The sequence below is a fragment of the Brevundimonas sp. ZS04 genome (assembly GCF_001956865.1).
GTDB lineage: Bacteria > Pseudomonadota > Alphaproteobacteria > Caulobacterales > Caulobacteraceae > Brevundimonas > Brevundimonas diminuta.
Genome location: NZ_MTHE01000052.1, coordinates 1 through 444, shown reverse-complemented (window position 1 = coordinate 444; position 444 = coordinate 1). Strand labels below are relative to the sequence as shown.

Genomic DNA, 444 nt, shown 5'->3' with positions numbered 1-444 from the left:
GCGCTCTACACCGTGTGGATCGAAGAGGACGCGTCGCTCGCCGAGATCAACCCGCTGATCATCACGCCCGACCGTGAAGTCAAGGCGCTCGACGCCAAGGTCACGCTCGACGGCAACGCCGCGTTCCGTCACCCCGACCACGCTGATCTGGGCGACAAGGCCAACGCCGACCCGATCGAGGTCAAGGCCGCCGAGCAGGACGTCGTCTACGTCAAGCTCGATGGCAACATCGGCATCCTGGGCAACGGCGCAGGGCTCGTGATGAGCACCCTCGACGTCGTCGCCCAGCACGGCGGCGAGCCGGCCAACTTCCTCGACGCTGGCGGCGGATCCGACGCCGCGAAGGTCAAGCAGGCCGTCGAGCTCATTCTCAGCAACGAGAACGTCTCCGCCGTCCTGTTCAACATCTTCGGCGGCATCACCCGCTGCGACGAGGTCGCCAAT

At 66.0% G+C, this 444-nt stretch carries 1 pseudogene; it reads left to right on the top strand.

From position 1 onward, the window contains the following. Positions 1 to 444: pseudogene (gene sucC, locus BJP32_RS16720) on the top strand (succinate--CoA ligase subunit beta); the annotation flags it as partial.